This is a genomic window from Pseudoflavonifractor sp. HCP28S3_F10 (genome assembly GCF_052065415.1).
GTDB lineage: Bacteria > Bacillota > Clostridia > Oscillospirales > Oscillospiraceae > Pseudoflavonifractor_A.
In genome coordinates, this window is record NZ_JBQHUB010000002.1 from 33,356 (window position 1) to 54,647 (window position 21,292).

Below are 21,292 nucleotides of genomic sequence, written 5' to 3' on the forward strand. Positions count from 1 at the left end.
AACATACTCCCACACCTCTGACCAGTCCCTGCGCGGATTACCGCCAGTTCCCTATACATTTTCAGCAAATCTATTGAATCATATAATACCGTATATTCACAGGCAAGCAAAAAACCAAAATTACCATGGTGATTTTATCTCAGCGCTTTTCACAACAGGATAACGGCAAATACGAAAACCGGAAAAAGCGGAACCGCCCGCCCGCTGCGGATCGGGTGGACCTCCTTACCGGGGAGCAGTCTGCCTGCATGGAGAATGGACGCTAACGGAAAAGGGAGACTGTGCCAAACACAGCCTCCCTCCACAGAAACAACCATTAAGCTTTATATGTGGGATCACAAATTATCTCTATGCGCCGGACTCTGCTGTCCGGCTTTTTTCATAACGTCATCAGATCATAGCACGGACCTGTCCGGCCATGACTTCTCCAAAACGTCGGTGGCTGTTCAGGTCAAAATGCATGAAATCAACTTGATTTACGGTGCAGTGGTCGTTGCAGTTCAGGAAGCTGCAGCCGTTACGGGCGGCGCAGCGCTCCATCAGCCGGGGAAGCTCGCGGGATTTCCCGGCACAGCACGCCCCCATCTCCCCTGCGACCGGAGAGTCGTAGACCCGCTCATCAATATAAATGGGGGCCACTACCAGGATCCGTGGCTCATCCCGCCAAACATCGGAGCTCCGGGCCGTCCGAATAAGGCGTTCCAGCCCATCAGCAATGTTCTGGGGAGAGGCGGAGAATCGCTCTTTGCAGTCGTTGGTACCCAGCATGAGGATCAGCAGGTCGATGGGGGAATGTGTCATCAGGACCACGGGCAGAGCGTCCATTCCCCGCAATCCCGGGTCCAACGGGTCGGAAAAGACGGTGGTACGGCCGCACACCCCCTCCTCCGCTACCAGATAATCCTGTCCCAGGGCGGCGGCCATGACCTGGGTCCACCGCTGGTCATCCTCAAAGCGGCCGCCGGACTCGGCATTGTAGCCCCAGGTGTTGGAGTCTCCGAAACAGACGATGTGCCTGCGGGTCATATTGATCTCCTCCTTTGCGCTTTTATGGTTTGCAGACCCCACAGGGCTGATAGCCCTGGTCGATCAGCTCCTGGCGGGTACCATCATAGTCCGAGCGGTTGCCGTCGGCAATATTTTTTACACTGGAGCAGCCGGGCAGATGAAACTTTTTGGAGCTGGTGTTGAGGACATAATGTGCCGCCGGCTGCGCGTCACCCGCAGTACCGCTATCTGTGTCCAGGCGGCTCTCACCTGTGGCATAGTCGATGATGACGCCGGGCTGATTGTTATAGACGTAAACGTGGAAGCATACTCCCTCGCCTTTGTCCTCCACACTCATGGCCTCCATCTGCACCCCTCTGGCCACCAGCTCGTCTCCCTCAAAAATGGGAGTGACCCGGTAGAGTACATGGTGCTCGGTCTCCTTTACGTAGTCGGCCACCAGGTTCTCAAAGGGGAGCATGCCGTCCACGTTCATGTATCGGGTGCCAGTGATGAGGTTTTCTGCATTGGCGTTCTCCCCCGTGAGCTGGAAGCCAATGAGATGGCAGCGGTTATAGAGGTATTTGCCGTCCACGATGTCGTACTTGGTGCTCTGCCAGCCGGTGGGCTTTACCTGCCCGATGCTGCCTCTGGCCTCGGTGGGCATCAGGTCCACACCCACATTGGCATAGGCCGTGCCGCAGCGGTTGAGCGCGTCCAGCGGACTGTAGGACTCAAAAGAATTGGTGGTAAGATCCTCCTCGGAAAAGTCCGGTTGATTGTTGTTGAGGACCACATAGGGTTCGCCTGAAAAGGCCGGGATATCCTCCAGAGAGACGGAAGAAGCTGTGGCGTCTGGAGCCGGAGACAGCGTCCCGCAGCCGCTGAACAGCAGACAGAACAGAGTAAACAGGGAGGTTACGATACGTGTGGTATTCATCTGGCATAGACCTCTTTCGTAATGGTTTCATGGGAATAGCCGGGAAAGTCCCGGGAAGCGAGGAGAGTCCGGCCCTCCAGGGCGGGTGCCAGGTCCAGTCTCAGGTCGGAGGGATAGACCCGGTTCCAGCGGTAAAGCACAAGGCACTTGGCCCGGTCCAGCCAGAGATCCGCAGGGCGATCCTCCACAAAACAGAAGTCCTCCTCCCCTGCCCGGTCCAGAAAGTCCTCCGCCACATGGAGCCGGGACCGCTCCTCTTCGGAAAACTGCCCGGCGGAGTAGGCATTCATCCACAGGGCATGTCCGTCCGCCATGGAAAGCATGTCCCGGCGCACCTCCCGGTCCTGGCTCTGCCGGCGGCGGTTGAAGAGCATACCGCCCCGGTCATCAATACAAAGTATAAGATGCATACGGCTCCTTTCATTGACTTTAGTCCTAGAAAGTGATAAATTGCTGAATAGAAAAATTTCAAGAAAACGAGGTGTTCCTCCATGCAGGAACTGAGCCGAAAAACCCAGCATTTTACCGATTCCGTGATCCGCCGCATGACCCGCATTGCGCTGGACTGCGGCGCCATCAATCTGGCCCAGGGATTTCCGGATTTTGATCCGCCCAAGCCCCTGCTGGACCGGCTCGCCCAGGTCAGCTATGAGGGGCCCCATCAGTATCCCATTACCATGGGCGCGCCCAATTTCCGCCGGGCACTGGCCAAAAAGTGCGGGCGCTTCATGGGGCGGACGCTGGACCCGGAGACTGAGACGGTAGTTACCATCGGTTCCACCGAGGCAATGGTAGACACCCTCTTCGCCCTGACCAACCCCGGGGACAGGATCGTGCTCTTTTCTCCCTATTTTGAGAATTACCGGGCCCAGATCCTGTTCGCCGGGTGTGAGCCGGTCTTTGTTCCGCTGACGCCCCCGTCCTTCCTGTTTGACGCCGACGTGCTGGAGGATGCCTTCCGGCAGCATCCCAAGGCCATCCTCATCTGCAATCCCTCCAATCCCAGCGGAAAGGTCTTTTCAGAGGAAGAGCTCAAGCTCATTGCCGGCCTGTGCGTCAAATATGACGTGTACGCCATTATGGACGAGGTCTATGAGCACATCTGCTACGCGCCCCACAGGCATATCTACATGAACAGCATGCCCGGCATGTGGGAGCGGACGGTGTCCTGCTCCTCCCTGTCCAAGACCTATTCCATCACGGGCTGGAGGCTGGGCTACGCCATTGCGCCCCGGCATCTGATGGACAAGATCAAACAGTATCACGATTTCAACTCGGTGGCAGCTCCCGCTCCTCTGATGGAGGCCGCAGTGGCCGGTCTGGAGATGCCGGACAGCTATTATGAGGAATTTGCCGCCCAATACGCCCACAGCAAAGCACTTTTCACCGGGGGACTGCGGGAACTGGGCATCCCCTACACCGACCCGCAGGGGACCTACTTCGTCCTGGCCAATATCCGCCCGTATCTGAAAAAGGGGCAGACCGACACGGAATTCTGCGAGGAGATGGCCCGCAGAGTGGGCGTGGCGGCGGTGCCCGGTACATCCTTCTTCATGGAGGACGTACAGGATATCGTCCGGCTCCACTTCGCCAAGACGGACGGGATGCTGTACCAGGCGTTGGAGCGCCTGGGGGACCTGAAGCGAAAGATGGGCTGATGAAAAGCGGATGATAATGCCACACGGGCAGCGCCGGCCGGAATGCCGGCGCTGTCTTTTTGCACGGACGGACACCCTCAGCGGCGGAGGGGGGTGAGTTCCTGCCCTTTGAGCGCCCGTTCCAGCAGCTCGGGCAGCTGCTCCGGCGTGCAGGCGAAGCAGGGTATGCCCATGGCAGCGATATGCCGGGCGGTGGTCTCGTCATAGTAGGGCCGGCCGCCGTCGGCGATGGCCAGCAGCGTCACCACGGTGACGCCTGAGTCCTTCAGCTCCTCCAGACGCCGCAGGAGCCCGGCACGGTTGCCCCCCTCTTCCAGATCGGAGATGAGAAAGAGCAGCGTTCTGGATGGAGTCTCCACCAGTGTCTGGCAGTAGGCGATGGATTTTGCGATATCGGTGCCCCCTTCCATCTGAAAGCCGAAGAGCAGGTCCACCGGGTCCTGGCACAGCTCGGTCAGGTCCATGATCTGGGTGTCGAAGGCCACCACGCTGGTGCGCACCGCCTGCATGCTGGCCAGAATACAGGCCATGATAGAGGAGTAGATGATGGACTCCCCCATGGAGCCGCTCTGGTCAATGTCCAGGATCACGTGCCACCGGTTGGCCCGGCTGGACCGGTCGAAAAAGTAGACCCGCTCGGGAATGATGGCCTTGAGCGTAGGGTCATAGTGGCGCAGATTGCGGGAAATGGTGTACTTGAAGTCAATGGCCGGCGCACTGGGCAGGGGCGAATGGGCCCGGCGGTTGAGCGCGGCGGTCACCGACCGGCGCAGGTCCTGCTCCAGGCGGCGGTCGATGTCCTCCACGATCCTGCGGATAAAGGCCCGGGCCGACTCCTTGGAGCGCTTGGGGATATGGTCCTTGAGCATCAGCAGCGTGGAGGCCAGGTTCAGGTCGGGCTCCAGATGCTCCAGAAGCTCCGGCTCCAGAAGGAGCTGCTTGAGCCCCTTCCGCTCCACCGCGTCATTCTGGATGACAGCCACGATCTCCTGGTCGAACAGGCTGCGCAGGTCTCCCAGCCACTTGGCCAGCCGGGGCGCGGAGGTCCCCCGTCCTCCTCCCGGGCCGCCGGAGCCAAAGCTCTCGGCGTCTCCGCCGTAGATGGCGGAGAGGGCCTGGTCCATCATGAGTTCCTCCTGGGAGAGGGCCCCTCCGCCCATCTGCTGGAATTGGGACTGGATCTCCGGACCCAGGATGAGCCGCCAGCGGCTCAGGCGTTCTTCATTCGTCACGGTCCTCCCCCCCTAGATATCTCCAAAGTCGAATTCATCCAGCTGGGACAAAAGCGCCTGCTCCTGGGCAGTGGGTCCCCGCATCAGGACATCGGCCGCCTGGTGGGGGTCCAGTCCCCAGATCTCTCCCAGATTCTCAGCGATATCGCTCTTCTCCCCCGGTGTGAAGCTGCACAGCGCTCGGCGGAGAAAAACCAGCGCCCGCTTGAACTCCGCGCTGTCCAGGGCGTCCAGGTAATCGCTGAGCTGCCGCCACAGGGAGAGCCGCGCGATGAGGGCCCGGCGGTTTTTCCGGGTCAGTCCTTCAAACCACCCGGCGCCCAGATCGGCGAGCACGCCGGGGGAGAGCCGCCGGCACACCTCCCGGGAGAGGGCCTCCTCCCCCACGCGGCCACGCTCCAACAGGATGGCCATGGTGAAGCCGGAGCAGCTGGGATTCAGGTCATCCCGGCCTGCGATGTGCTCCATGCAGCCAAGCCAGCGCTCCTCCTCCAGAAAATCGTGGCTGAGCTGGGCCGTGTTGAGCTGCTCCATGGCCTCCATCACGCCGGGGGCGGCCTGGTCGTCGCAGCGGCAGGCGTCCTCCAGGGTCAGGCAGCAGCGCAGGTAGAGCTGAGACAGGATGGGGACCAGCGGGGCGGCGTCGAACCGCCGCAGGTCCCCGTAGCGCACCACGGTGGAGAGCCTGTAAACGGCGGCGGCCAGCTCTCCCACCGCCGACGTGTCCACCGCCAAACGCTGGACGGCGGAGAGGATAACAGAGGCATCGGCGGGCATGCCGCAGAGAAAGGCTTCTTCCAGAAGCCCGGCGGCCTCCGCCATGGAGGTAGTCGCCCCGGCCCGCTCCCGCAGGGCAAAGGAGACCGCTCCCTCCACAGTATCGCCCATGAGGGCGGCTTCCACGATCTGGATCTCGGCCTCGGGCGTCCACTGGAGGGCCCAGTACTCCCCCCAGCTGGCGTTGTCCTGCCGCTTGTTTCGCAGCGCCGCGAAGCGGATGCCAAGCACCCGCAGCCGGTGGAGGAAGAAGGAGCGGTCCAGGTCCAGAAAGGCGGACGTTCTGGAGCGGACGGTGAGCTTTTCCCTTAGATCCAGGTCTAGCTCCCTGGCCTCGGCAGAGCGGTAGGGCTCCAGTTTCAGCGTCTTGAGCTGGCGGTAAAAGTCGGCCTGGATGGAGGTGCGGCTCACCCCCTCGGGCAGGGCGCCGATTTTGGTGCCGATCTCCACCTGGGCCACCGCGATGGCCAGCTCGGAGGGCTGACCGTGGCCCATGCAGGCCACCGCCGCCTCCCTCAGATCCACCCGGCAGGGATAATGGCTCCCACGCAGGCCGGCCAGGGTCCGGGCCAGCCGCGCCGCCTCTATGACCTCGGCGGAGGAGGTGATATTGCCTGCCTTCCGGTGGGCGGCGGCCAGTGCAGTGAGATAGGTATCGGCGGCGGAGCCGGGCTCGCCCCGCTCCATGGCCTCCCACAGCAGCTCGAAATAGGCCGGGGCCTGATTGCCGGCGCCGTAGCCCGAACGGGTGGACAGGCGGTAATAGGAGTAGGGCATCAGGGTGGCATAGCAGGGCACCCGGGGCAATGAGCGCTCCTCTTCGTCTGTCATGGCGGCGCAATTTTCCAGTCCCTCCACATGGAACGCGCCGCACACGCAGAAGATCCGCTCCGGCGGCGTCCCATCCTCGATCGCATTCCGGATAACGCGCTTCATATAGGCCTCCCGCACCTGATTCTCTGCTACACGGCGGGGAGAATCCTGGGCCAGGGCGCGCAGCTCCCGGCCAAAAGCGGCTGCGGCCAGGCGGTATTCCTCCGGGTAGGAGAGCTGCTCAAAGCGCCGCTCCCAGAAGGTGTCGTGGTCCTCCCCGCTCACCTCCTCCAACCGGTGGTAGACCCACTCGGTGGTGGGAGCCTCCCGGTCCGGCGCCTCCTCCGGCCGCTCCGGAGCCATGGCCAGGAATACCGAAGAGGGCAAGTCCATAAAGCGGCAGGGCACGCCGTGTTCCACCGCCCACCGGATGGCCTGATATTCCGGCGAATACTCGGCAAAAGGATACAGGATGGTGCGCACCGGGCTCTCCTGGGTATAGGCCAGAATGGCGGCGGGCAGCCTGGTCTCCGGATGGCAGAACCAGTGCAGGTCCCCGGACAGGTCGCTGGGCCCCTCCACCAGCACCAGCTCCGGTCCGGCCTCATCCAGAGCCCGGCGCAGATGGTGGGCCGCCGCCGGGGAGAGATGGCGCACCCCGAACAGCACAGGGCCGCCCATCAGGGTTGGAGCTCCTTACAGGCCCGGTAGAGGGGCGCCCACTGGCTCCCCCGCTTTTTCATCACGTTCTCCAGATACTCGCTCCAGGCCACGCCGTCCTTCTCCTCGTCCTTGACCACCGCGCCCTGGAGGGCGGCGGCCAGGTCCCGGTCCGAGACCGACCCGTCCCCAAAGCTGCCGGCCAGGGCCATGGAGTTGGCCAGCAGGGAGATGGCCTCGGCGGTGGAGAGCACGCCGGTGGTGCCCTTGAGCTTCTGCCTGCCGTCCAGAGTCGCGCCGGAGCGCAGCTCCCGGAAGATGGTGACCACCTGCTCCAGCGTGTCCTGCCGTGGCTCTCTGGCGTTCAGGTCCAGCCCGGCGGAGAGCTGGGCCACCCGGGTCTTTACGATATTCAGTTCGGTAGACATATCGGCGGGGGCGGGCAGGACCACGATGTTGAACCGCCGCTTGAGAGCGGCCGACATGTCGTTGACCCCCTTGTCCCGGGTGTTGGCGGTGGCGATGAGGGAGAAGCCTTTCCGGGCGGGAACCTCCAGCCCCAACTCGGGGACTGAAATGCGTTTTTCGGACAGAATGGAGATCAGGGCGTCCTGCACCTCGCTGGCGCAGCGGGAGATCTCCTCCAGCCGGGCGATGGAGCCGGTCTCCATGGCCCGGTAGACCGGGCTTTTGACCATGGCCTCCGGGCTGGGGCCCCGGGCGATGAGCATGGCGTAGTTCCAGGAGTAGCGGATGTGCTCCTCAGTGGTGCCCGCCGTGCCCTGGACCACCTTGGTGGAGTCGCCGTTGATGGCGGCGGCGAGGTGCTCACTGAGCCAGGACTTGGCCGTACCCGGCTCGCCGATGAGGAGCAGAGCCCGGTCGGTAATGAGGGTGGCGATGGCGATCTCCACCAGGCGGCGGCTGCCCATGTATTTGGGGGTAATAGGCACCCCCTTGACGGTGGTATTTCCCAGGATATAAGTCAGCACCGAGCGGGGGGACATGCGCCAGCCGGTGGGCACGCTGTCCCGCTCAGCGGAGATCAGGGCCTCCAGCTCCCGCTGGAAGAGCTCCTCCGCCGGAAGGCGCTGGACCTGCTGTTCTGTCATAGGGATTCCTCCTCTGTCAATATGGCGTGGGATCGGCGGCGCGCAGCTCCCGGATCAGATCGTTGAGCTGTGTCAGGCTGCCGTTGGGGTATTGGATCTTCTTCCAGTGGATGAGGCCCATGACCTGCTCGGCCTCGTCAGCCCTGGCGTTGCCGCTGCCCGGGAGTTCACGCAGGAGAGAGGTGAGCTCCCAGGGGGTGACGCTCCCCTTCCGCTGGCAGTAGCGTACCGCCAGCCCTTTGCACTGCGTCCAGCCGCAGCGCTTGAGATAGCCCAGATAGGGCCGGCAGTCGGGCAGGGTCAGAGCCTTTTGATAGAAATAGGCTCCCACTTCGTCGCGCAGCTCCCCGTCATCCATGGGGAGCAGGCAGGAGAGCAGGCTGTCGGTCTCGCTGCTGTCCAGCGCCATCAGGCGCTGATACCACCGGCGGTCCGGAGGCTCCCGCAAAGGGCGGGACACCTGGATGGGCGCTCCGCCCAGCGGATCGGGCCATGTCAGCGTAAAGGCCAGCGTTTTCTGCTCCCAATCCCAGTCCAGTCCGTCCAGAGCGTGGGCAAGAAGGGCGGTCCGGCCCTGCAGTTTCCCGCGGAAAAAGAGTCCGGCGTGCTTCAAACAGGGCTCGGCAGCGGCATAGGCCTCTTCCGCGCTCCCCGCGGCCAGAGCAGCGGCGATGGCGGCGGCGCGGAAGGACACGCCGCTCAGCGTCTCCAGTTCATCGGGCAGGGCCAGCAGCTCGGGCGCGGGACAGGTCAGGATGGAACGGCGGAGCACCAGAGGCAGGACCTTTCGGAAGGGATGGGCGCGCTCCGGGGGATCGCCGGGGGCGGCGACCAGCTTCATCACCCGCACCGGGTCGGTGCCCGCGATGCCCCGCAGATCCAGCCGTCCGTCCTTTCCCAGGGCAGCCAGGCGGCGGTAGACATCGCAGATTTCAGGTCCGGTCTTTCCGGGCAAGGCGAAAAGCAGCGCTTGCAGCCCCTCCGCCATGGCCTCGGTCAGGGGCGTGTCGGGCTGTTCCTCCAGCGGAGAGAGCCAGGCGTCCAGCGCCCGGGCCACCAGGCGGCTGGCCAGCGGGGTGTGGGTAAAGGTCATGTATCCGGCGGCCTGGTCCGGCTTTTTTTCGGAGAGCTCGGTCCAATAGGCGTCGGCCGGAGGGCAGTCCAGTCTGGCCAGGGTCCAGTGGGCGGCCTTTTTGGCGCTCCCCTTCTCGGTCCGGCAGAGACGGATCAGCGTTTCGGCGTTCTCCTCCCGGTGCCCCAGGGCGCGGATGAGGGCTACGCGCACCTCCCGCACGGCATGGGGGAGCTGAGCGAGATAGAAGTCATTGGCATCGCCGCCTGCCACGTCCTCCAGAATTCGCACCCGGCGGACCATGTCCTTTTTCCCGGCAGGGTCGAAATCCCGGCAGAGCAGCGGGGCCACGGCGGGACCCGCCCGGCGCAGAACGGCCTCCACCTGGTCGGCCATCTCGCCAAAGCTGTCCTTCAGGTCGTGGACCAAAGCGGCCAGCACCCGGGAGTCGGCCAGCAGCTCAGGCCGTTTCAGGCTCTCCCGCAGCACCTCATACCGGCCGGGGCCGGTGGTGGTCAGGGCGTTGAGGACCGGTTTGAGCTCCCCGTACCGCAGGGGCACATAGCGCCCACCGCCCCGGCAGGGCAGCGGTTCCAGCGTCCCCTCCCGCCCGGCACGGCCCTGGGTGTAGGCCACCGCGTCCACCAGAGAGAGCAGGGAGAGGAGCTTCCCCGGCCGCTCCTCCTTCGGTGCGGCCAGGAGTGCCTCAGCCCCCGCCCTGATCTTGCCGAAAACCGGGCTGGCCGCTGCCAGCGGGGCCAGCTCCTCCACCGCCCGGCGGAGCCGGAAATCCTCGTCCAGCAGGCCCACACCGGCCACGGCGGCATATTCCAGCCGTTCTTTCAGGGTATAAAAACTCTGCAATTCCATGAAACGCACCTCAATACTGGAGCCGCACGATCTGCTCCCCGGTCACCAGACTGTAGGGGTGAAGGCAGAGGCTCCGGTCGGTCTCGCCGTAAAACATGATGCCGAAGAGGACATTGTTCTTCAGCATCCCGGCGTCGGGCAGGAGGGTGAGCCGGTCCACCGAGCGGTGGTCCTCCCCCGTCCCGGGCTGGTCCCGCAGGACGATACGGTTCCCGGCATGGTCCTCCAGCACCGGCTCTGCGCCGATCCTGCCGATACGGGCGTAGGGCACCAGCACGCCGGCATACTTGGGAGACAGGGTGTTCTTGATCTGATTTTTCACCAGCTTGACCGCGGCGGCCAAATCGGGCTGGGCCGCGGCCCGCAGGGCAGCCAGGTCCTCCCGGGTCACCGGGGCGCGGGAGGCGCTCTCCCATCGGACCCGGCGGTTGAGTTCCCCCGGATAGCGGCAGAGCAGCGGTACGGTGAGACAGCTGAAGTCGCTGTCCTCCTCCCTGACGTATTTCAGGGCCTTCACCGGGCGGTAATTGAGGGTCTGGCACACCTCTCCGGTGTCCAGGTCGGCCCAGAAACCCCGGTCGATGAATTCCCGTCTGGCCTCGTCATAGGACACGTCGAAGGAGAGCTGTACCAGGCGGGCATTGGTCCGGCAGGCGCCGGTGGCCTCCAGCTCCTCCAGCCGCCACACGCCGCCCAGAGCCTCGTAGAGCACGTCATCCTCCGGCGAGAGCAGGTCATGCTCCAGCTTGTCCAGCAGAAGGGCACGGCCCTTCTGAATGGTGGCGTGGAGGGCGATGAGCACCTGGATGGCCTGGGCGTAGTACTGTTCAGCGTGCTCCGGGTCCCGCTGGATGGCGGCCACGGCCAGGGCCATCCGGGAAAAGGAGAGCTGAGGACCGGTGAGATAGTAGCTTCCCAGGTCCCTGGCCAGCTTTTCATAGGTTTGGACCGAGGTGCCCGCCAGGGTGGCCAGCCCGGCATTGAGCAGATCGTTTATCATCCGCTCTGCCAGATCCAGTCCTTCCAGCTGCTTTTTCAGTTTTTTGCTCCGGGCGGAGGCGTTGGGCTTTTTGGCGGCTGGCTGCCGCTGCGTTCCGGCGGGCTCCGGCTTTTTTGCGGCCCGGGCGGCCTGTTTGTCCCACTTTTCCGCCAGGTTCGCCGGGACCTCCGCCACGGCGAACTCCCGTCCGGAGAGCAGCTCGAACATCAGGCCCAGGGCGTGCTTGCAGGGGAATTGCCGGCTGGGGCAGGAGCAGCGGCATACCGGGTGCTCCGGATCGTCCAGATTCAGGGAGACCTGGTAGGGATCCTTTCCACTTCCAGCGCACCGGGCCCAGAAACAGGTTCCGGAAGCACTCCTTTGCCGCTGGGAAAAGCTTCCTTTCTGAGAGAGCTTCCGGCCATTTTCGGCGGTGGCCGGGTTGGGCGCCTGGGAGAGGATATACAGCTCGCTGATGTCCATGGCATGACCTTCTTTCCGGCGAAGATATTATCTGGTTTCTTTATCATATCAGAAATCAGGCCGGACTACAACTGCGATAGAACATTTGTTTTGCAACAGGGACGTCCCCCGGGGACGGCTTATTCCCCGGGGGACGGTCTTGTTACAGGATGATGCAGATGAGGCCGCCGGAGCCCTCGTTGATGATGCGCTGCAGGGTCTCCTGGAGCTTGGAGCGGGCGTCGTCCGGCATCCGCTTGAGCTTGGCGTTCAGGTCCTCGCTGACCAGCTCATGGAAGGACTTACCGAAAATATTGGACTGCCAGATGGCTTTGGTGTCTCCCTCAAACTCCTGCAGAAGGTAGTTGATCATCTCTTCGCTCTGCTTTTCGTTGCCCACGATGGGCGAGACCTCGGTCTCGATATCGGCCCGGATCATGTGTATGGTTTATAACAAATCGAAGTGTTCCCGCGGCTGCGCCGGATCTCATACTCCTCCCTGCCCCCTGATGCCTTCAGGAAGAGTTCCGCTCTGATGATTCCTTTTTCCGGAGTCGGATGGATCACGATCCGGTCTACCATGGAATCTACGGCTCCGGCGCTGAACCCATCCGGAAAGGAACACTCCTGTTCAATGGCTCTTTGCAGGACATCCATAGACAGCGGCAGCTTTTGACGTTCCTTTATTTCTGTTTGGAGCCGGCTGTTTCTTTCATTCAGCCTCTCGAGCTCCCGGTTGAACCGTTCGTTGCGGGCAGAGAATTCCTCGTCTGAAATACGCCCGCCGATATTCAGGTCCAAAAGCCTGTCTTTTCGCCTTGCTATGTCATCCATGGCGGTGCGGCACGCGTTGAGCTCCTTTTCCGCCCTCCCGCTGTCCTCTGTTGAGACTGCGCAGTAAATGTGGAGCATATCATGGATGATCTCTGATTCATGGACAGGAAGATGTATGATGGCCTGCCGCAGCATGTCATCCAGCTCCGTTTTGTAAATGACAGGCGTTTTGCAGCCCGACCTTCCATGCCGTGTGTATTCCCTGCACTGCCATACCTCCCGGGCTCCGGAAGGATAGCGGTATATCTGCCGGTAAAAGGGAGCCTGATGCTCCGAGCAGATCACCTTTCCGCTGTAAGTATACCGATTCTGATAGCAGTTCTTATCCTCTGAGCGCTGTGCATTTGAACGCTGCCGCAGGATCCGGTTGGCCTTTTCCCACAGCTTCTCAGACACGATCGGCGGAACGGATTCCTCATCCCGGTACATGACCCATTCTTCTTCCGGCAGCTCTTTCCGGTCTTTGATCTTATAGTCATATTTGACGGTCTTGCCGCCGCAGTAATAGCCTTTATATTTTGGATTGCGCAGTATGCCGGTAATGCTGCTGTAGGAGAAATCGTTGCCTTTCATATTGGTATAGCCGTGGTCAGTCAGGTAGTTGGCGATCCGCCGTATCCCCATCAGCTGATTGGCATAGAGGTCAAAGATCAGACGAATGATTTGGGCCTCTTCCTCATTGATGACCAGCTTTCCGTTGTCTTTCTCGTAGCCCCAGATCCGGTTGTTTCCCAGAACGACCCCCTTCTCGACGGCCCGTTTGAACCCGAACCTGACCCGCTCGGAGATCTTGCGCACTTCGTCCTGCGCGATGCTGGACATGATGGTCAGCCGCAGTTCCGCATCCGGCAGCAGAGTATTGATGTTGTCGGACTGAAACAGGACCCCCACGCCGCAGCTTAAAAGCTCCTGGGTATAGGTGATGCTGTCCAGGGTGCTGCGGGAAAACCGGGAGATCTCCTTGGTGACGATAAAGTCAAACTTCCCGGCCCGGGCGTCCTGGATCATTTGCAGAAAGCTCTCCCGCTTCCCCACACTGGTGCCGCTGATTCCCTCGTCAATGTAGCCCTCCGCAAAGGTCCAATTCGGATTTTTTCGAATGAACTCAGAATAGTACTGTATTTGGGCCGACAGCGAGTGAAGCTGTTCGTCCTTATCGGTGGATACACGGGCATAATATGTGACCCGCAGCGGAAGGTCGAAAATCGTTTTGCCGTGACTGAGTTGGTTCCTGATGGTGTAGATATCCATAACAGCACTCCTTAAACATCTTTTTCCAATTCTGGCCCATGACTTTTAACAAAAGCGCTCTGCAAAGCTGTGGCCTTGCAGAGCGGTCAAAGGGGATCATGCAGCGTCATCTGTCATCTGTAATGTGTGTTTTTGCTTTCTCATAAACTTCCCGAGAAATGATATCCTGTTTATACAGATTCTCGTTGATTTGAAGCATGAGCGCTTTCTTGAGTGCTGTCAACGGCGTATCGGCCTTCATCCAGCGTCACTCCCCACAGGAAGTGTATTCCTGTCCTAAGCCGTCTATGACGCCGGAAATCGTTTATGCCGGTGCATAAATGTCAGCCGTCCCGGAGATTCAGTTCTCCGGGACGGCTGACGTTATTCGGCAAGTCCGTATTTCACTTTGATCCGGTCCAGCTTCTCCAGCATGGGCTCCGCGGCGAACCACAGGAACAGCCAGGTAGCCGCAGCCTGGATGCAGTCCATGGGGAACCCGGAGATATAGTAGGTCAACAGGATCCTCCAATTGAGCTCGCTGGTCCACATGAGGGCGGACGCCGGATTCATGATACCGCCATAGATGAGAATGGCGGCCAGCGCGCCGTAGATACACAGGGATATCCGGCTGCGGCGGAGCCAGCCCTTGCGGAACAGCACTCCTGCCAGAAAACCGATGATGCCCATGCAGAACATCTGCCACGGCGTCCAGGGGCCCTGGGAAAATAGGACGTTGGAAGCCAGCATGGTCATGGCCCCCACCAGAAAGCCTGTCTCTCCGCCGAAGGCCACTCCCGCGATAATGGTCAGCGCCATGACTGGCTTGAACTGGGGCAGCATGAAGAAGGCGGCGCGGCCTGCCACGCCTATGGCACACAGGACTGCAATGATGACCAGCTCCCGCGCCTGGGGCCTGCGGCTCTCAAATATAAGAAAGAATGGTATCATACATTCCAGCAAAATAAGCAGGGAGATGAAATAATACTTTTTCCCCTCAAGGTAAGTCTCACCTATAAACAGGGTCAGCGGGATCAGCAGCAGGATGAGCACCGCCGCCGCCGCAGTTCGCTTGGATAGTTTCCGCTTTTCCTCTGACGTCCGGGTAAGATGATCCGGCCGGCGGCTGCGGCGGGAAACGGAAAAGGCAAAGATGAAGAGGCTGATGAGCATAGCGCCGTAACGACGGAGCTGATCTTCGGCCAGCGCGGTGACGCCTTCCCGAGTGATCAGTGCGCTCAGATCCACGACGCCCAGGGTCTGAAGAAACAGAGCCACGGCCGTGACGCCGGATGCCGCCGCCAGAAGCCTGCGCCACCAGGGCAGCGGCCTGGGCTTCCAGTCCGCTGTTTCCTCCGCCGGCTGGGGCAGGCTGAAACCCTCCTGGGGCAGCTCCGGCGCCGGAGGCAGCCTTCCGCCGCAGGCGGCGATCACATCTTCCGGGGTGACGGCTCCGGGCAGGAGCCCGCGGGCCATGCGGTTGGCCGAGGTGGTGTAGAAGCTGTTGCCGGAAAAAAAGGCGCGGGGGGCGGCGTCGGTGACAATGCCGCCGTCAAAGAACAGAGCGCAGCGGTGGGCATACCGGGCGCAGAATTCAATATCGTGGCTGACCATAAGAATAGCCACGCCCCGGCGGAGCAGCGTTTGCAGGATCTCCGCAAAGGTCAGCTTGAATTCGGCGTCCAACCCCTTGGTGGGCTCGTCCATCAGTAAAATGTCCGGGTCCAGGAGCAGCACTTTGGCCAGCGCCGCGCGCTGCTGCTCGCCGCCGGACAGGTCATAGGGATGCCGGTCCAGCAGCTCCTCCAAACGGCAGAGGCGGACCACTCTTGCCACATCGGCATCCTGATGGGTCTGGCTCAGCCCGCAGTCCTTCAAAATCTCGAAAAGGTCTTCACGGACGGTCTTTTTCACAAAAAGCGCCTGAGGGTTCTGGGGCAGGACGCCCACGCTGCCGCTGACCCGCACCTCGCCGCGACAGGGCTTCACGAGTCCGGCCAGCAGCTTCAGACTGGTGGTCTTTCCGGTGCCGTTGCCGCCCAGAAGGGCCAGAAACTCCCCTTTTCTGACGGACAAGCTCAGCCCCTTCACCACGTCGGGCAGTTCCTTTTCATATTTGAACCAGAGTTCATCCGCTTCCATGACCGCCTCGCCAGGATAAATGTGTTTCGGTTCTTCCGGCAGCCGGCCCAAGGTGTGGGATGCCGCAAACTCCGTCAGCCAGTCACGCCCTTCCCGGACCGTGACGGGACAGGAAGCGTCATTCTCCACCGCCGCCCACACCCGCATGGCGGTGGGCATGGCCAGAAACATGGAGTGGCCCGCCTCTTTCAAAGCCGCACCCACTTCCCCGGGCGTGCCGGTGCAGAGCAGCCGGCCCCTGTCCATGACAGCTACGTCGGAGGCCAGGGGAAATACCTCCTCCAGCCGGTGCTCAGTGAGGATGACGGTGGTGCCAAGCTCCCGGTTGATCTTGCCCAGGGTGGCAAGAAAGTCCGACGCGGCAATGGGGTCGAGCTGAGAGGTGGGCTCGTCCAGAATGAGCACGCTGGGCTGCATGACCATGACGGAGGCCAGATTGAGCAGCTGCTTCTGGCCTCCGGACAGCTCGGCCACATTTTTGTAGAACCAGGTCTGGATACCGAAGAAGGAGGCCATCTCCGCCACCCTGCGGCGGATGACGGGCGTGTCCAGGCCCAGACTCTCCAGCCCGAAAGCCAGTTCGTGCCACACCTTGTCGGTGACGATCTGATTCTCCGGGGACTGCTGTACAAAGCCGATACGCCGGCTCTGCTCCCGCTGGTCCAGCTCTTCCAGCGGGCGCCCTTCAAACAGGATCCTCCCTTCCCGGCGGCCGTGGGGAGCCAGTACCGTTTTGAGCTGCCGCAAAAGTGTGGACTTGCCGCAGCCCGAGGGGCCGCAGAGTACCATGAACGCCCCGGGCCTGACCGAGAGCGTGATCTCCTCCAGTGCCCGGATACGCTGTTCCGGGTAAGAGAAACTCAGCCGCTCGACCTCCACACAGGCGGGTGTTTTTCCATTCATAGCATGTCCTTCCCTTTCCGCTGCGTGTTCATTTGCCGCTTCACGGCGCGGAGACGTGCTTTCTGTGTCTCCGCGTACAGCTCATGGGTCAAAAAATCCGGCCGGATCCTCTCAAGCAGCTTTGCGACATCCGGATCCGTCCATGGGCGGTGCCGGTCGATGCGCTGGATATGAGCATAGTTTCGCTGAAAGCGTTCAATATAGTCCTCCGGCAGATCCGGAGGAGGAGATCCCGTGTGGCTCCGCACGTAGGCCCCGCTGACGCTCTGATGCAGATGGACCCCGCGGATCATCCGGCTCAATTCACCGTGACGCTCCAGCATATCGAGAATATAGGAGATCCCTTCTTTCTGGTTTGCGATGCGGGTATTCGTATTCATCAGATGGCCCGTATCCAGCATGATCCCCTTGCGCGGAAAGGCGATGGCCTCCAGCAGCCGGGCCGTCTGTGCAGGCTCGGTAAAGGTAAAGCCAGGCCACCACTGGTTCTCCACCAGAAAATCAAACCCGGGCCCGATCCCTGCAAGCAGCGTATTGATGACTTGAGCAGATGCGTCAATGACTTCCTCGTTCGTGTGGAGCCAGCGGTAGGTATAACTCTCCTCCAGCGAAACGTCGGAAACGTGGAACACCACATAGGAGGCGCCCAGGCTGAGCGCCCGCTCCAGATCGGCGCGGTAAAGATCCAGCAGGGCCTCCGGCCCTTTGCCGCCATAGAATCGCCAGGCGGCGTCCAGCGTCCCGAATTTGCGCCGCAGCGCGGAGCGGTCATCCCGGTAAAAGTCCAGCCAATCGGGGAAAAAAGTCAAATGATAGCCGACCAGAAGATCCCCGGGAAAATCTGCCGGAATATCGCCTCCGCCCCAGATCCCCTCGATGCCGTTCAGCCCCAGCGATTTCAGTTCAAGGCGCAGTCCGCTCCAATCACCCGGATCATCCAGTACGTTCTCACACAGGGGAAGGCTCATGCTTTGGAGCATATCCCACCCTCCCTGTTACCAATCGTCTCCCATTTCCTGTACTCCACCCGGTCAAAGATGACCGGCGTCAGACACAGGGCCAGATAGACCAGTTGAAAGCTGATGGGGAATGCGCCGGCGAGCGCCCCCCTGACGGTGGGATAATACCGCCAGTCCAGTCCGCCGGCCATCCACCCGGAACATACGTAAAACCCGCAGAAGCACAGCCAGGCGAGGATGGCTTTGTCCCTGCCGTCAAAGCGATAGATGGAAAAGGCCGTGCGGCCCGGCAGACCATATCCCCGGCTTTTCATGCTGTCCGCCGTCTCAATGGCGTTTTCCAGGCTCCAGGTCACCATGATGGACGTAATGGTGACGGCATTCTTCACCCGCCGTAGTATGCTCCCGTCGGAAATGTCCCGGCCCACACAGCGCTGAGCTTCGCGTACCACCTGAAACTGCGCCTGAAATTTGGGAACGAAGCGAAGCGTCATCGACAGGACCAGCGACAGCGCGGGAATGATCCGGCCAAACAGGTAGACAAATTTATCCGAGGTCATTACCGCCGTGTAGCAGGAAAACCAGATGACCACGGCGGCCAGCATGACGGCGGCGGCGAGTCCGTAGGCGATGCTCTCCAGAGTCAGTGGATTACCCGTGGGCAGACAGCAGACCAGGGTAGCGCCCTCGTGATTGAAGGCGGGGTTGGCAACGGCGGCCAGCAGTACCACAGGCAGCAGGAACCGGAGCTGGGAAAAAACCGCATTCCTTCCGTTCAGGCAGAAAAGGTAGGCGATGGCACAGGCCAGAGAGATGGCCAGACTGACGGGGTGCATCAGGAACATGGTGAAGGCCAATACCAGGGCAAAGTAGAAAAAATTCACCAGGGGATGGCAGCCGGAAAAGGGATCCGGTTGTTTCATCGTGCTCACTTCCTCTCCTGTTCCGGACGGACGCGGGATCAGCCGTCCAGAATATTTCTGCCGCCTATGTCATCTCCCAGGTCGCAGGTGTAGACCCACTCCACCACATCGCCCTCCTGAAGCTGATAGCGGCTGCAGCCGTAATTGGGAAACCAGCCGTTGACCTTGTACATCCAGCCCGACAGCTCGCCGCAGTCGAATTCATACAGGTTTTGGATCCCCTCGATATAAGCGCTGTTGTATATGGGCGTATTCTTGAATTCCATGTGGATACCGGCTCTTTTCAGTTCCCGCTGAAGAACGTTGAACACACTCTCGCCCTCATAAAACGTTACGGGCGCCGCCGCAAGAATGATGCCGTCCTCCGGGACCAGTTCCGCCTTTTCGGGGTCCAGGGCATCCATATTGTCCAGAATGGTGTCACACCGCACCGACAGCGTACAGGTATGGGCCGCATCGGATACGGCCGTGTCCTGGGGCTCTGCGGGCGCGGGCTTTCCTTCGGGGACGGGAGCGGTCAGGTATTGATCCCTGCCGGTGGCCGGGTCGATGTCCATACCCTGCTGCCCGGAGGAACTTCCGCCGTCCGCCGGCGCGGAGGTATCCTGCTTCCCGTTCTCTGCCGGTCCCTCTGCCCCTTCCGGACGGTCCTGATCCCCGGCGGCCGTGTGTGTGGCCGACGGGGCCGCTTCCGCTTCAGGGCCCGCGCCCGGGGCGGATGGTTCCGGGGAGACGGCCTGTTCGGAGAGCCCGCCGCCGGGGGCAGACGCCGTCACGCCGGTCCCGGCAGGCGTATGATACGCCGCCGGGACCGGCTTATCAGATCCCGCCGTCCGGTCCTCCGCCTCCGGTCCGCCTCCGGCCCAAAAGGCGGCGGTCAATATGGCCGCGATCAGGATGGGAACGATGATCTTCCATCGATTCTGTTTCCACCACATAAGTTTTCTCCTGCCTTAAAGAAGATTGGCGCTGTCCAGCAGCCGGAAGAGCATCCGGGCGATCTCGCAGCGCATGACGGGGGCTTTGGGCTGAATATCCAGCGCGGAGCTGTCCAGAATACCGCTCTGATAGCAGAAAGCCATACCGGAGCGGGCCCATTCGCCAACCGTGATATAGTCTGTGAAGGGCGCCAGTGTATCACGGACGTTACCTGCGTCCAATTCCGTGTCCATGCCGCACAGCACGGCGGCACGGGCCACCATAACGGCGGCCTCCTGGCGGGTAATGGTGCCGTTGGGTGCAAATGTCGTGGCTGTTGTACCGCTGACGATCCCATAGGTATAGGCCGCGCCCACATAGGGGGCGTACCAGTCGGCAGGCTTCACGTCCGTAAACTTGTCTGTGGGCGCCAGAGGCAGACCCAGAGCCCGGACCACGATGGAGGCAAACTCGGCCCGGGTCATGGCGGCGTCGGGGTCAAAGACGCCGCCGTCCTTGCCGCTGATGATACCGCGGGATGCCAGGGCTTCAATCGCCTCCTGATCGGCGTGAGCGTCGGAGATATCAGGGAAAGCGGCACCGGGGCGGATGACCGGCTGGGCCTTTACGTCAGCGTGTTTTCCGGCCAGCCCGGCGCCGGACTGCTTCCCCTCCCCGGCAGAAGCCGGGACAGCATCGTCCATACGGTACAGGCTGTTCTCTCCCTGAACCGCCCGCAGGACGGCCGCCAGGCAGTAAAGCCCCTGTTCGGTGGCCATCTGGCTGCTCTCCTGGCCATCGGCGGTATGACGGAAGCCATTTCCGGGCTGGCAGCAGGTCATAAGGTAATCCAGCATGGTATTTCCGTTCTTCACGAACCGGGCGTCGTCAGGCGAAAGCCCCAGTTCACACAGTGCAACGACCATCTGTACCACGCTCTCAACGTTTTTTTCGCCGTAACTGGCGAAGCCGCCGTCGGCATCCTGCAGCCCGGACATGCACTCCAGGGCCGCACTGACGGCACTGGCCACGGCGGGCTGGTCCTGATACCTGGCCAGCGCCTGGAGGACCATGCCGGTAACGTCCGGGTCAGAGCGGCCGTCTCCGCCCTTGCCGGTGAGATTCCAGCCGCCGTCATTGAGCTGCCGGGACAGGATCTCGTCCACATACATCTGCCGGGTGGCCTGAGTCTTTGCCTCCGGATTTACCGGCATGGGATAGTCCCGGGAATCCAGGGCGATCAGGGCCCAGGCGGGACCGTTGACGCCCTGCCAGACGGTCTTGTCAAAGTCTCCCAGGGCTTTCGTCAGGTCGTAGCCCGCTACATTTCTAGCGTCCCTCCCAATGGCCGAGAGGGCCAGGATGACCCGACTGTACTCCGTATACTTCTTCTCGTGGAGCACGCCGCCGCAGTCTTTCACATAGTCCTCCACCGCGGCATAGTAGCTCTGATAATATTCCTCCGGTACCGCAAAGCCGCTGCGGGCCAGACCCAGCACCGCCCACTCGCCGCCGATGGAGCCCACCTGTGGACTTTTGACGGTCTGGTATACATATCGGGCCGTGTCCGTCAGCGCGGCGGACAGCGCATCCTCTGAGACGGCGGCGGCCGGGACGGACAGTCCCAACAGCAGCACCAGGGTCAGGAGCAGGCAGGCCCCTCTTTCACGTGCGTTTTTCATGATTTTTTCTCCTCCGGCTTCCGGCGGGACGATCCCGCCGGAAGCTGTGTGGTTCAAATGAATTGTGCGGGAAAAGCTCACTGTACCGCAGGCACAAGTTTCACTAAGCTCTCTGCCGCCGGCGCGGCGACTCGCCAAG

The 21,292-nt window shown here is 61.7% G+C and carries 16 protein-coding genes and 1 pseudogene; 1 reads left to right on the top strand and 16 read right to left on the bottom strand.

Annotated elements, in window-relative coordinates; genetic code table 11:
• Positions 1-390: 390 nt before the first annotated feature.
• Genes ACTNBZ_RS01740 through ACTNBZ_RS01750 form a run of 3 tightly spaced genes read right to left on the bottom strand, consistent with a single transcriptional unit; the run spans position 391 to position 2,337 of the window.
• A complete protein-coding gene (locus ACTNBZ_RS01740; RefSeq protein ID WP_441207921.1) occupies positions 391-1,026 on the bottom strand; it encodes an SGNH/GDSL hydrolase family protein in 636 nt (211 codons plus the stop codon).
• Positions 1,027-1,048: 22 nt separating this feature from the next.
• Positions 1,049-1,927 (bottom strand): DNA/RNA non-specific endonuclease, encoded by an 879-nt coding sequence (locus ACTNBZ_RS01745; RefSeq protein WP_441207922.1) that lies wholly within the window; start codon positions 1,925-1,927, stop codon positions 1,049-1,051.
• A complete protein-coding gene (locus tag ACTNBZ_RS01750; RefSeq protein ID WP_441207923.1) occupies positions 1,924-2,337 on the bottom strand; it encodes a ribonuclease Z in 414 nt (137 codons plus the stop codon). The genes ACTNBZ_RS01745 and ACTNBZ_RS01750 overlap by 4 nt, the downstream gene beginning before the upstream one ends.
• An 81-nt stretch (positions 2,338-2,418) precedes the next feature.
• Here ACTNBZ_RS01750 and ACTNBZ_RS01755 point away from each other — a divergent pair, with 81 nt between their 5' ends.
• Positions 2,419-3,585, top strand: a complete 1,167-nt coding sequence (locus tag ACTNBZ_RS01755; protein WP_441207924.1) for a pyridoxal phosphate-dependent aminotransferase — start codon at positions 2,419-2,421, stop codon at positions 3,583-3,585.
• 77 nt (positions 3,586-3,662) lie between these two features.
• Here the strand turns inward: ACTNBZ_RS01755 and ACTNBZ_RS01760 are convergent, their stop codons facing one another.
• The 13 genes and pseudogenes from ACTNBZ_RS01760 to ACTNBZ_RS01820 all read right to left on the bottom strand — a co-directional run bounded on the left by ACTNBZ_RS01760 (position 3,663) and on the right by ACTNBZ_RS01820 (position 21,153).
• Complete coding sequence (locus tag ACTNBZ_RS01760; RefSeq protein WP_441207925.1) at positions 3,663-4,817, bottom strand: VWA domain-containing protein; 1,155 nt, start codon at positions 4,815-4,817, stop codon at positions 3,663-3,665.
• Between the two features lie 12 nt (positions 4,818-4,829).
• Entirely contained in the window at positions 4,830-7,088 is a 2,259-nt protein-coding gene (locus ACTNBZ_RS01765) for a DUF5682 family protein (RefSeq protein WP_441207926.1), read from the bottom strand.
• Entirely contained in the window at positions 7,088-8,179 is a 1,092-nt protein-coding gene (locus ACTNBZ_RS01770; RefSeq protein WP_441207927.1) for an AAA family ATPase, read from the bottom strand. The genes ACTNBZ_RS01765 and ACTNBZ_RS01770 overlap by 1 nt, the downstream gene beginning before the upstream one ends.
• Before the next feature lie 16 nt (positions 8,180-8,195).
• Positions 8,196-10,121, bottom strand: a complete 1,926-nt coding sequence (locus tag ACTNBZ_RS01775) for a hypothetical protein (protein WP_441207928.1) — start codon at positions 10,119-10,121, stop codon at positions 8,196-8,198.
• A gap of 10 nt (positions 10,122-10,131) precedes the next feature.
• The gene (locus tag ACTNBZ_RS01780) at positions 10,132-11,583 is read right to left on the bottom strand and encodes an SWIM zinc finger family protein (protein ID WP_441207929.1); all 1,452 of its coding nucleotides are present in this window, start codon (positions 11,581-11,583) and stop codon (positions 10,132-10,134) included.
• A 142-nt stretch (positions 11,584-11,725) separates the two neighbouring features.
• Positions 11,726-12,010, bottom strand: a pseudogene (locus ACTNBZ_RS01785) (sporulation stage IV protein A); the annotation flags it as partial.
• A complete protein-coding gene (locus tag ACTNBZ_RS01790) occupies positions 11,998-13,647 on the bottom strand; it encodes a recombinase family protein (protein WP_441207930.1) in 1,650 nt (549 codons plus the stop codon). The pseudogene ACTNBZ_RS01785 and the gene ACTNBZ_RS01790, both read right to left, overlap by 13 nt.
• A gap of 106 nt (positions 13,648-13,753) precedes the next feature.
• Positions 13,754-13,888, bottom strand: a complete 135-nt coding sequence (locus tag ACTNBZ_RS01795) for a hypothetical protein (protein ID WP_441207931.1) — start codon at positions 13,886-13,888, stop codon at positions 13,754-13,756.
• Between the two features lie 122 nt (positions 13,889-14,010).
• Positions 14,011-16,671, bottom strand: a complete 2,661-nt coding sequence (locus ACTNBZ_RS01800; RefSeq protein WP_441207932.1) for an ECF transporter S component — start codon at positions 16,669-16,671, stop codon at positions 14,011-14,013.
• Entirely contained in the window at positions 16,668-17,651 is a 984-nt protein-coding gene (locus ACTNBZ_RS01805; RefSeq protein ID WP_441207933.1) for a TIM barrel protein, read from the bottom strand. Before ACTNBZ_RS01805 ends, ACTNBZ_RS01800 begins: the two co-directional genes overlap by 4 nt.
• Positions 17,636-18,553, bottom strand: coding sequence for an energy-coupling factor transporter transmembrane component T (locus tag ACTNBZ_RS01810; protein WP_441207934.1), 918 nt, complete (start codon positions 18,551-18,553; stop codon positions 17,636-17,638). The genes ACTNBZ_RS01805 and ACTNBZ_RS01810 overlap by 16 nt, the downstream gene beginning before the upstream one ends.
• Before the next feature lie 38 nt (positions 18,554-18,591).
• Positions 18,592-19,491, bottom strand: a complete 900-nt coding sequence (locus tag ACTNBZ_RS01815; protein WP_441207935.1) for a DUF4430 domain-containing protein — start codon at positions 19,489-19,491, stop codon at positions 18,592-18,594.
• Positions 19,492-19,506: 15 nt separating this feature from the next.
• Positions 19,507-21,153, bottom strand: coding sequence for an S-layer homology domain-containing protein (locus ACTNBZ_RS01820; RefSeq protein ID WP_441207936.1), 1,647 nt, complete (start codon positions 21,151-21,153; stop codon positions 19,507-19,509).
• Between the last annotated feature and the right edge of the window lie 139 nt (positions 21,154-21,292).

Bases quoted from the DNA above. Each gene is read 5' to 3' on its own strand.
- ACTNBZ_RS01740 (WP_441207921.1), bottom strand. From the start codon at position 1,026: ATGACCCGCAGGCACATCGTCTGTTTCGGAGACTCCAACACCTGGGGC.
- ACTNBZ_RS01745 (WP_441207922.1), bottom strand. From the start codon at position 1,927: ATGAATACCACACGTATCGTAACCTCCCTGTTTACTCTGTTCTGTCTG.
- ACTNBZ_RS01750 (WP_441207923.1), bottom strand. From the start codon at position 2,337: ATGCATCTTATACTTTGTATTGATGACCGGGGCGGTATGCTCTTCAAC.
- ACTNBZ_RS01755 (WP_441207924.1), top strand. From the start codon at position 2,419: ATGCAGGAACTGAGCCGAAAAACCCAGCATTTTACCGATTCCGTGATC.
- ACTNBZ_RS01765 (WP_441207926.1), bottom strand. From the start codon at position 7,088: ATGGGCGGCCCTGTGCTGTTCGGGGTGCGCCATCTCTCCCCGGCGGCG.
- ACTNBZ_RS01770 (WP_441207927.1), bottom strand. From the start codon at position 8,179: ATGACAGAACAGCAGGTCCAGCGCCTTCCGGCGGAGGAGCTCTTCCAG.
- ACTNBZ_RS01775 (WP_441207928.1), bottom strand. From the start codon at position 10,121: ATGGAATTGCAGAGTTTTTATACCCTGAAAGAACGGCTGGAATATGCC.
- ACTNBZ_RS01780 (WP_441207929.1), bottom strand. From the start codon at position 11,583: ATGGACATCAGCGAGCTGTATATCCTCTCCCAGGCGCCCAACCCGGCC.
- ACTNBZ_RS01790 (WP_441207930.1), bottom strand. From the start codon at position 13,647: ATGGATATCTACACCATCAGGAACCAACTCAGTCACGGCAAAACGATT.
- ACTNBZ_RS01795 (WP_441207931.1), bottom strand. From the start codon at position 13,888: ATGAAGGCCGATACGCCGTTGACAGCACTCAAGAAAGCGCTCATGCTT.
- ACTNBZ_RS01800 (WP_441207932.1), bottom strand. From the start codon at position 16,671: ATGAATGGAAAAACACCCGCCTGTGTGGAGGTCGAGCGGCTGAGTTTC.
- ACTNBZ_RS01805 (WP_441207933.1), bottom strand. From the start codon at position 17,651: ATGCTCCAAAGCATGAGCCTTCCCCTGTGTGAGAACGTACTGGATGAT.
- ACTNBZ_RS01810 (WP_441207934.1), bottom strand. From the start codon at position 18,553: ATGAAACAACCGGATCCCTTTTCCGGCTGCCATCCCCTGGTGAATTTT.
- ACTNBZ_RS01815 (WP_441207935.1), bottom strand. From the start codon at position 19,491: ATGTGGTGGAAACAGAATCGATGGAAGATCATCGTTCCCATCCTGATC.
- ACTNBZ_RS01820 (WP_441207936.1), bottom strand. From the start codon at position 21,153: ATGAAAAACGCACGTGAAAGAGGGGCCTGCCTGCTCCTGACCCTGGTG.